The 9,045-nt window shown below is 71.3% G+C and carries 9 protein-coding genes; 7 read left to right on the top strand and 2 right to left on the bottom strand.

Annotated elements, in window-relative coordinates; all coding sequences use genetic code 11:
• The first annotated feature begins 294 nt into the window (after positions 1–294).
• From ACFU99_RS22040 to ACFU99_RS22020, 5 genes are all read left to right on the top strand, one after another.
• Complete coding sequence (locus ACFU99_RS22040; protein ID WP_363130149.1) at positions 295–1,566, top strand: aspartate kinase; 1,272 nt, start codon at positions 295–297, stop codon at positions 1,564–1,566.
• The gene (locus tag ACFU99_RS22035) at positions 1,563–2,633 is read left to right on the top strand and encodes an aspartate-semialdehyde dehydrogenase (RefSeq protein ID WP_384394515.1); all 1,071 of its coding nucleotides are present in this window, start codon (positions 1,563–1,565) and stop codon (positions 2,631–2,633) included. The genes ACFU99_RS22040 and ACFU99_RS22035 overlap by 4 nt, the downstream gene beginning before the upstream one ends.
• Positions 2,634–2,976: 343 nt before the next feature.
• Entirely contained in the window at positions 2,977–3,552 is a 576-nt protein-coding gene (locus ACFU99_RS22030) for a SigE family RNA polymerase sigma factor (RefSeq protein ID WP_384394513.1), read from the top strand.
• Positions 3,549–4,766, top strand: coding sequence for a hypothetical protein (locus ACFU99_RS22025; protein WP_384394511.1), 1,218 nt, complete (start codon positions 3,549–3,551; stop codon positions 4,764–4,766). Before ACFU99_RS22030 ends, ACFU99_RS22025 begins: the two co-directional genes overlap by 4 nt.
• Positions 4,767–4,916: 150 nt before the next feature.
• A complete protein-coding gene (locus ACFU99_RS22020) occupies positions 4,917–5,909 on the top strand; it encodes an SURF1 family protein (RefSeq protein ID WP_384394509.1) in 993 nt (330 codons plus the stop codon).
• On the opposite strand, the gene ACFU99_RS22015 is transcribed toward ACFU99_RS22020, so the two are convergent.
• The gene (locus ACFU99_RS22015) at positions 5,812–7,683 is read right to left on the bottom strand and encodes a S9 family peptidase (protein ID WP_384394517.1); all 1,872 of its coding nucleotides are present in this window, start codon (positions 7,681–7,683) and stop codon (positions 5,812–5,814) included. The genes ACFU99_RS22020 and ACFU99_RS22015 overlap by 98 nt on opposite strands.
• Positions 7,684–7,792: 109 nt before the next feature.
• Here ACFU99_RS22015 and ACFU99_RS22010 point away from each other — a divergent pair, with 109 nt between their 5' ends.
• Both ACFU99_RS22010 and ACFU99_RS22005 read left to right on the top strand, forming a co-directional pair.
• On the top strand, positions 7,793–8,620 hold the full coding sequence (locus tag ACFU99_RS22010) for a class I SAM-dependent methyltransferase (protein WP_384394507.1): 828 nt from the start codon (positions 7,793–7,795) through the stop codon (positions 8,618–8,620).
• An 84-nt stretch (positions 8,621–8,704) separates the two neighbouring features.
• Complete coding sequence (locus ACFU99_RS22005) at positions 8,705–8,857, top strand: hypothetical protein (protein WP_384394505.1); 153 nt, start codon at positions 8,705–8,707, stop codon at positions 8,855–8,857.
• A 7-nt stretch (positions 8,858–8,864) separates the two neighbouring features.
• On the opposite strand, the gene ACFU99_RS22000 is transcribed toward ACFU99_RS22005, so the two are convergent.
• Positions 8,865–9,045, bottom strand: a 181-nt coding sequence (locus ACFU99_RS22000) for a hypothetical protein (RefSeq protein WP_384394504.1), incomplete at its 5' end; no start/stop codon positions are given.

The following is a 9,045-nucleotide window of genomic DNA, read 5'->3' as shown; positions in this document are numbered from 1 at the left end:
CCTCTTCATGAGGTGCCGGCTTCCACGCTTAGGACGCCCGTTCGTTCTTCGCGCCGGATGTGAACTTGTGACCTGGGTTACGTTCTCGTGTGCCCGTGCCGGATGCGGGCAGGGTTCGTCGCGGAGCGGGCTCGATGGGGAGCCTCGCCGGTCATGATCATCCAGTGAGCGGTATGTCTCATAGTGTGATATCGGCGGGGCGGATTCCGCCTGCTCGATAGACTGAGCCGACCGCATCACCCCCTTGAGGGGGTCTGGGGGTCACCCCCAGGAGACACAGAGCGAGGAGCGCACGTGGGCCTTGTCGTGCAGAAGTACGGAGGCTCCTCCGTAGCCGATGCCGAGGGCATCAAGCGGGTCGCCAAGCGAATCGTCGAAGCCAAGAAGAACGGCCACCAGGTGGTCGTCGTGGTTTCCGCGATGGGCGACACGACGGACGAGTTGATCGATCTGGCGGGGCAGGTTTCGCCCATCCCGGCCGGGCGCGAGTTCGACATGCTGCTGACCGCCGGAGAGCGGATCTCCATGGCGCTGCTGGCGATGGCGATCAAAAACCTCGGTCACGAGGCGCAGTCGTTCACCGGGAGCCAGGCCGGGGTCATCACCGACTCGGTCCACAACAAGGCGCGCATCATCGATGTCACGCCGGGCCGCATCCAGCAGTCCGTCGACGCGGGGAACATCGCGATCGTCGCCGGGTTCCAGGGGGTGTCCCAGGACAAGAAGGACATCACCACCCTCGGCCGCGGCGGCTCGGACACCACCGCCGTGGCGCTCGCCGCCGCGCTCGATGCCGAGGTCTGCGAGATCTACACGGATGTCGACGGCGTCTTCACCGCCGACCCGCGGGTCGTGAAGAAGGCCCGGAAGATCGACTGGATCTCGTTCGAGGACATGCTGGAGCTGGCGAGCTCCGGCTCCAAGGTGCTGCTGCACCGCTGTGTCGAGTACGCACGCCGTTACAACATTCCGATCCACGTCCGGTCGTCCTTCTCGGGGCTGCGGGGCACGTGGGTCAGCAACGAACCGCAAGGGGACCAGCCGATGGAGCAGGCGATCATCTCGGGTGTCGCCCATGACACGTCCGAGGCGAAGGTCACGGTCGTCGGGGTGCCGGACAAGCCGGGCGAGGCCGCGACGATCTTCCGCGCTATCGCGGACGCGCAGATCAACATCGACATGGTGGTGCAGAACGTCTCCGCGGCGTCCACCGGCCTGACCGACATCTCCTTCACCCTCCCGAAGACCGAGGGCCGCCGGGCGATCGAGGCGCTGGAGCGCACCCGCCCGTCCGTCGGCTTCGACTCGCTGCGCTACGACGACCAGATCGCCAAGATCTCGCTGGTCGGGGCGGGGATGAAGACCAACCCGGGCGTCACCGCGACGTTCTTCGAGGCGCTGTCGAACGCCGGCGTGAACATCGAGCTCATCTCGACATCCGAGATCCGCATCTCGGTCGTCACCCGCGCCGACGATGTGAACGAGGCCGTACGGGCCGTGCACAGCGCGTTCGGCCTGGACTCCGAGTCGGACGAGGCAGTGGTCTACGGAGGCACCGGCCGATGAACACCGGGCCCTCGGGCCGTAAGCCGAACCTGGCCGTCGTCGGCGCCACCGGCGCCGTCGGCACGGTCATGCTCGGCATCCTGTCCGAACGGGCGGACGTCTGGGGCGAGATCCGGCTCGTCGCGTCCGCCCGCTCGGCCGGGCGGAAGCTGATCGTCCGGGGCGAGGAGACCGAGGTCGTCGCGCTCGGCGAAGAGGTCTTCGACGGCATCGACGTCGCGATGTTCGACGTGCCGGACGCGATCGCCGCGCGGTGGGCCCCGATCGCCGCCGCCAAGGGCGTGGTCGTGGTCGACAACTCGGGCGCCTTCCGGATGGACGCGGACGTGCCGCTGGTCGTACCCGAGGTCAATCCGCACGGCGTACGGGTCCGCCCGCGCGGCATCATCTCCAACCCGAACTGCACGACGCTCTCGATGATCGTCGCGATCGGCGCGCTGCATGCCGAGTTCGGGCTGAGCGAACTGATCGTCTCCTCCTACCAGGCCGTATCCGGCGCGGGCAAGGAGGGCGTCGACACGCTCCGCTCCCAGCTCGCGGCCGTGGCCGGTACGGAGCTGGGCACCGCCCCCGGGGACGTACGGCGCGCGGTGGGCGACACCGGCCCGTTCCCGGCCCCGATGGCGCTGAACGTGGTGCCGTTCGCGGGGTCGCTGCGCGAGGACGGCTGGACCTCCGAGGAGCTGAAGGTCCGCGACGAGTCCCGCAAGATCCTCGGGCTGCCGGAGCTGCCGGTCACCGCCACCTGCGTACGGGTCCCGGTGATCACCACGCACTCGCTGACCGTGCACGCGCGGTTCGAGAAGGAGGTCACGGTCGGGCGGGCCCACGACATCCTGCGGAGCGCGCCGGGCGTGGTGCTGTGCGACAACCCGGCCGAGGGCGAGTTCCCCACCCCGGCCGACGCGGTGGGCACGGACCCGACCTGGGTGGGGCGCGTACGGCGGTCGATGGACGACCCGAGGGCGCTGGAGCTCTTCGTGTGCGGGGACAACCTGCGCAAGGGAGCGGCGCTCAATACCGCTCAGATCGCGGAAGTCGTGGCGGCGGAGCTGACCAGTTCGTAATAATGCGAGGGGGTCTGTGAAGGCCTTGTGATGAACTTGTGGTCACACGCCACTTGAACTGGGCCGACGCGAACTGTTCGACTAAACGCTCCCCGCTCTGCAACCGGCAGCAGGGCGGGGAGCGTCTTTGTGGCCGCTCCCGATGAGCGGCACGAAAAATGGGGCATTGGGGAAAACTGGTGCGCACTAGGGCATTTAACTCATCGTCAAATGCGGTGCCTTACGCGTACAACCCTGAGGGGGGTAAGCGTGTCCAACTTGCGTGGCAGACGTCATCAGCATCGCAACCGCCCCGGGCCGCGGCAGCGCTCCGGCGCGCCCGCGTTCCCGCACGTCAGGCGGTATGCCGGTGATCGCGCCATGGCCTGCGGCCCGCCCAGCTCAGCTACCGCCCCAACGCGGGGACACTGACGAGGCGATGGCAGCGGGCACCACAGTCGACCATCTCACCGAGACCTATCGCGCCCACTACAGGTCGTTGCTCGGTCTGGCCGCCCTGCTCCTGGACGACACGGCGTCCTGTGAGGACGTCGTGCAGGAGGCGTTCATCCGCGTGCACTCCGCGCGCAACCGGGTCCGCGATCCGGAGAAGACCCTCGCCTATCTGCGGCAAACCGTCGTCAACCTCTCCCGCTCCGCGCTGCGCCGGCGCATCCTCGGCCTCAAGCTGCTCTCGAAGCCGATGCCGGACATGGCGAGCGCGGAGGAGGGCGCGTACGACCTGCTGGAGCGTGATCAGCTGATCACGGCCATGCGCGGACTACAGCGCCGCCAGCGCGAGGTACTCGTACTCCGCTACTTCGCCGACATGACCGAGGCGCAAGTGGCCCAGACCCTCGGCATCTCGCTCGGCTCGGTCAAGGCGTACGGCTCGCGGGGCATCGCGGCGCTCCGCGTCGCCATGGAGGCCACCGCATGAACGAAAAGAACCACGGCCCGGAGGATCCCGAGGGTCCGCAAGGGCCCCGGAGCGGCGATCCCGGATCCTCCGGGTCTTCCGGGTCCTCTGAGGGGGCGCCCGGCGGATCGTTCCCGGGTGGCTCTCCAGACGATCCGCTCGGCGATCCGCTCGACGAGGAGGCGTTGCGCAGCCTGCTGCGCGACGCCGTCTCCGATCTGGAGCCCGACCCCGATTCGCTGGAGCACATCCGGCGGGCCGTGCCCGCCCGCCGGTCGCGCCGCAGGCAGGCCCTCGTCGGCGCGGCGGCCGCGGTGATCCTCGGCGGTACGGCCGTACCGGCGCTCTACCACGCGGCAACGACCGGCGGCACCGCCGACGACCGGTCCGCCAACACCGCCAGCAGCCAGCGCGCCGACGAGACCGCCCCCGAGCAGCACACCGGCGGCGGCAGCGGCACGGGCGGGGGCGCGGGCCGGGAGAGCTCCTCCGAGGAGAAGCAGAAGGACAGCGGGACGCCGGGCGGCAAGAAGAGCGACGAGCACACCGGCAGCCCCTCGGGGACCCCCGGCTCGCCGGCTCCGGACAACACCAGCACGATGGCGGCGACGTCGCCGACCTGCGACCGCGAACAGCTCGGCCAGGGCACCGCGAAGGTCGGCCAACCCGACAAGGACGGCCGCATCTACGGCAGCTTCCGCGTCGTGAACACCTCCGACGCCGCCTGCACGGTCGACGGCGGGGGCGTCGTCTCGGCCGCCGCCCAGGGCTCCACTCAGAGCTCGCACATCTCCGTCGTCGACCACACCAAGGGCGACGCCGCGTCCGGCCTGCCCGACCCGGCCACCGCGCCCCGCGAGGTCATCCTCAAGCCCGGCCAGGCGTACGCGGTCGAGTTCGCCTGGATCCCCGCCGCGGGTGGCTCGGGCGGCTGCACGACCGGCGGTGGCGGCACGCCGACCCCCGGCGACGGTGGCGGCGGCTCGCCCTCCCCGGGCACCAGCACCAGCGCCGGCACGTCGTCCAAGGCGGCCTCCACCGCCTCCACGGAGCTGCTCGGGATCGGCAGCTCCAAGCCCACCGGCGAGGACCCCGGCAGCCCGCAGCCGACGGGCAGCGTGCAGCTCACCCATGTCCCGGAGGTCGGCGAGCCGGAAGCGGCCAGCGCGACGATCCCGGGGGCCTGCGCGGGGACGATATACCGCACGGGGGCCCTCGCCGGGGGCGACGCCTAGCCCGAAGCCTCCAGCCGGGATCCTCCAGCCGGGATCCTCCGGCCCGGAGCCTCCAGTCCGTTGCCCGGCCCGTCGAGCCCCGGTGCGCTCCGGCCGCCGCTGCGAGGGGGCGGGAGAGGCCCCGTCGCGGGGGGCCCGTACCGTGGGGGTGTGTATCGGTTCCTGCTGACTCCCCGCTGGTGGGGGATCAACCTCTTCGCCGTACTGGCCATTCCCTTCTGCCTGTTCATGGGCAGCTGGCAGCTCAGCCGCTTCGAATCGCGCGTCGACACCCACCGCGAACAGCAGGTACAGGCGGACGACGCCAAGACCGCACGGGCCGAGCCGCTGGCCGACCTGCTCCCCGTCAGCACCAAGACCTCCGGGCGGCAGGCCAGCGCCACCGGGCGGTACGACACGGCACACCAACTGCTCGTACCGGACCGCGAGCTGGACGACCGCACCGGCTTCTACGTCCTCACCCCGCTGCGGACCGACGGCGGGAAGGCGCTGCCCGTCGTACGGGGCTGGCTGCCCGGCGACGCGGACTCCAAGGCCGACGTGGCCAAGGTCCCCGCGCCGCCGGCCGGTGAGGTCACCGTCACCGGGGCGCTCCAGTCCTCGGAGGGCCCCAGCACCCGCGGCGTGCACAGCGACACCGGTCTGCCCAAGGGCCAGCTCGGGATGATCAGCGCGGCTTCGCTGGTCAACATCGTGCCGTACGGGGTGTACGACGCCTGGATCACCACCGACAAGGGCGGGGCCGGCCTGACGCCGGTCCCGGCCGCCGCCCCTCCCAACAGCGGCCTCGACCTCAAGGCGTTCCAGAACCTCGGTTACACCGGTGAGTGGTTCGTCTTCGCGGGCTTCGTCGTCTTCATGTGGTTCCGGCTGCTGCGGCGCGAGATCGAGGCGGAGCGGGATCTCGCGCTCGGCATCGCCCCTGAGGAGCCCGGTCCGGGCGGCCCGGGGCGTCCGGGCGGTCCGGGGAACCCCGGGGAGCCGGGCGGTCCCGCGGGGCCGCGGGACCCCGCGGAGTCGAGCGGCCCCGCGGAGCCGAAGGGCCCTACGGAGTCGGGCCGCCCTTCCGAGCCGAGTCGTCCTGTGGAGTCGAGTCGCCCAGATGGCGCTGAGCGAACTCGATCTCCAGCCGGAGCTGCTTGATCCGCTCCTCGACCACCAGCGAGCCGTGCCCCGCGTCGTAGCGGTACACCTCGTGCGGGTGGTCGCGCCGCTCCAGGCGCCGCACGTAGTTCTCCACCTGGCGGATGGGGCAGCGCGGGTCGTTGACCCCCGCGGAGATGTAGACCGGGGCCCGTACGGCGTCCACGTAGGTCAGCGGGGAGGACGCCGCGTAGCGCTCCGGGACCTCCTCGGGGGAGCCGCCCAGCAGCGTGCGGTCCATCGCCTTCAGGGCCTCCATCTCGTCGTGGTACGCCGTCACATAGTCGGCGACCGGGACCGCCGCGAGGCCCACCGCCCATGCCTCGGGCTGCGTGCCGAGCCCGAGGAGCGTCAGATAGCCGCCCCACGAGCCGCCCGCGAGCACCAGCCGATCGGGGTCGGCGAGCCCGGAGCCGACCGCCCACTCGCGGACCGCGGCGATGTCCTCCAGCTCGATCAGGCCGACGCGGTGCTTGAGCGCGTCCGTCCACTCCCGGCCGTAGCCGGTCGAGCCCCGGTAGTTGACCCGGATCACCGCGAAGCCGTGGTCGACCCAGGCGGCGGGGCCCGAGGCGAAGGCGTCGCTGTCGTGCCAGGTCGGCCCGCCGTGGATCTCGAAGACGGTGGGGAACGGGCCCTCGCCCGCCGGCCGCTGCACCAGCGCGTGCACCGTGCCGCCGGGGCTCTCCACCCACGCGTCCGTGACGGGCACCGAGTCCGGGGCCTTGCTGAGCCCGTCGGGCAGGGCCGGGGGGTCGAGGACGACGCGGCCGCTCGTGGACCGTACGACCGGGGGCTGCGCGGCCGAGGACCACAGGAACTCGACCGTGCCGTCGGGGCGGGCGGTGGCGCCGGAGACCGTGCCGGAGGGGATCTCGACCCGTACGAGCTCGCCGGTGGCCAGCTCGTAGCGCCACAGTTCGCTGCGGGCCTGGAAGCTGTGGGAGATGAGGAGGGCGCCCGCGTTCTTGCCGCTCTCCGCCGGGGCGCCCTGGGGCTCCGGGTACCACTCGGCGCCGATGTCGCCGGGGAGGTCGATGGCCAGGGCGGTCTCCTCGCCCGTCACCGCGTCCCAGATCATCGGCTCCCAGCGGCCGCGGCGCTGGTGGCCGACCAGCATCCGGGTGTCGCCCGCGCGGGGCGCGAACCCCATGACGGTCAGGCCCAGCTCCTCGGTGCCGTTCTTCGTGTCGTCCAGCTCGGAGACGACCGTTCCGTCCAGGCGCGTGACGCGGATCGCCGAGTGCATCGCGTCGCCGTGCTCGGTGTGCTCGACGGCGATCAGGGCGCCGTCGTGGCTGAGGTCGCCGACGCCGGCCGACTCGCGGTGCCGGTAGATCTCCACGGGCTCGGCGCCGGGCCGCACCACGTGGATGGAGGAGCCCTCGTCGTCCGTGGAGCGGCCCACGACCGCCGTGCCGTCGCGGCCGAGCGCCAGGCCGCCCGAGTAGGAGGGGGCGAGCCCCGGGGCGGCCGGCTCGTCCTCGCGGCCGTCCTCCCAGCCGAAGAAGGGCTGGCGCTTCCAGATGCCGAACTCGTCGCCGTCGGTGTCCGAGAACCACCAGATCCACTCGCCGTCGGGCGAGAGCACCCCGTCCGTCGTGCCGTTCGGCCGGTCCGTCGCCTGGCGCTGGGCGCCGGTGGCACGGTCCCACGCGTACAGCTCGAAGGTGCCCGTCGCGTTCGACACGAACAGCGAGCGGTCCGGGGCGTCCTCCGCCCAGTCCGGCAGGCCGACGCGCGGTGCTCTGAATCGCTTTTCCCAGTCCGGCATGGACGACGGCGTCGCGGCTGGTCCGTTGCTCTGTGTCATGCCCCCATTCTGCGCCGGGGCGGCGACAACCCGCTGGCGAGGGCCCAAGCCTGTGGATAACCTCACCGGCATGCATAGACCCATGGCCCCTGACGACTGGCGCGAGGCGAATCGCGCGATGTGGGACGAGCGCGTTCCCATCCACGTCGGCAGCGACTACTACGACCTCGACGCCTTTCGCCGCGACCCGGACTCCCTGCGCGGGTTCGAGGTCGAGGAGGTGGGCGATGTGACCGGCCGCACGCTGCTGCACCTCCAGTGCCACATAGGGCTCGACACCCTCTCGTGGGCCGGGCGGGGCGCCCGGCAGGTCGTGGGCCTGGACTTCTCCGAACCCGCCGTCGAGGCCGCCCGCGACATCGCCGAGAGCCTCGGCCTCGGCCCGGACCGGGCCTCCTTCGTGGCCGCCGACGTGTACGACGCCGCCGAGGCCGTGCCGGACTCCGCGTACGACATCGTCTATACGGGCGTGGGCGCGCTGTGCTGGCTGCCCGACATCGTCCGCTGGGCCGAGACCGCGGCGTCCCTCGTCGCGCCCGGCGGGTTCCTCTACCTCGCCGAGTTCCACCCGATGACGGACGCGCTCGACGACGAGACCGGGGGGCGGGTCGCCTATGACTACTTCAGCCGGCAGCCGTGGGTGGACGAGAGCCCCGGCACGTACGCGAACCTCGACGCGATCACGGTCAGCAACCGCAGCGTCGAGTGGCAGCACACGCTCGGCGACGTCGTCTCCGCCCTGGCGGCGGCCGGGCTGCGCATCGACTTCCTGCACGAGCACGACATCACGCTCTTCCAGCGCTTCGGCTCGCTGGAGCGCCGAGACGGCTACTACCGCCAGCCGACGGACCGGCCGCGCGTCCCGCTGATGTACTCGCTGCGGGCTTCGCGGCCGTGAGCGGCGGGTGGTGTACGGCGGCCGGTGAGCGGGTGGTGAGCGGCCGACGGGGCCGTTGTCAGTGGCCGGGTCCACACTGAGGCCATGCATGAGACCCCCGAAGAACCGGGCCTCGCGGCCTTCTTGGCCGAGCTGTACGGGCAGGAGGCGTGGGAAGGCTGGATGCGCGACATCCCGTGGTCCCGCATCGACGCGGACAAAATGATCACCTTCCGAAACCCGGAGGGCGCCCGCTGACACCGGACTACTTGCCGCAGCCCATCGCCTTGGAGCCGACCGGGAGGTAGGACTCGGCGAAGCGGGCGAGCTTGGTTCGGAGGGGGGCGTGCTGGGTGGGCTTGGTGTTTCCGAGGGAGATGTCGAGGATGTAGAAGGTCTTCTTTCCTTGGTGCCGACAGGAGTTGACGGAGAGAACCGTGCTGTCC

It is taken from the genome of Streptomyces sp. NPDC057654, from assembly GCF_042800135.1.
Classification (GTDB): Bacteria; Actinomycetota; Actinomycetes; order Streptomycetales; family Streptomycetaceae; genus Streptomyces.
The sequence above is the reverse complement of the archived record's forward strand: the minus strand, read 5'-3'. Positions and strand labels throughout refer to the sequence as shown.

What these genes read in the sequence shown, in the direction of transcription:
- ACFU99_RS22035 (WP_384394515.1), top strand. Translation starts at nt 1,563, where the DNA reads ATGAACACCGGGCCCTCGGGCCGTAAGCCGAACCTGGCCGTCGTCGGC.
- ACFU99_RS22030 (WP_384394513.1), top strand. Translation starts at nt 2,977, where the DNA reads ATGCCGGTGATCGCGCCATGGCCTGCGGCCCGCCCAGCTCAGCTACCG.
- ACFU99_RS22025 (WP_384394511.1), top strand. Translation starts at nt 3,549, where the DNA reads ATGAACGAAAAGAACCACGGCCCGGAGGATCCCGAGGGTCCGCAAGGG.
- ACFU99_RS22015 (WP_384394517.1), bottom strand. Translation starts at nt 7,683, where the DNA reads ATGCCGGACTGGGAAAAGCGATTCAGAGCACCGCGCGTCGGCCTGCCG.
- ACFU99_RS22010 (WP_384394507.1), top strand. Translation starts at nt 7,793, where the DNA reads ATGCATAGACCCATGGCCCCTGACGACTGGCGCGAGGCGAATCGCGCG.
- ACFU99_RS22005 (WP_384394505.1), top strand. Translation starts at nt 8,705, where the DNA reads ATGCATGAGACCCCCGAAGAACCGGGCCTCGCGGCCTTCTTGGCCGAG.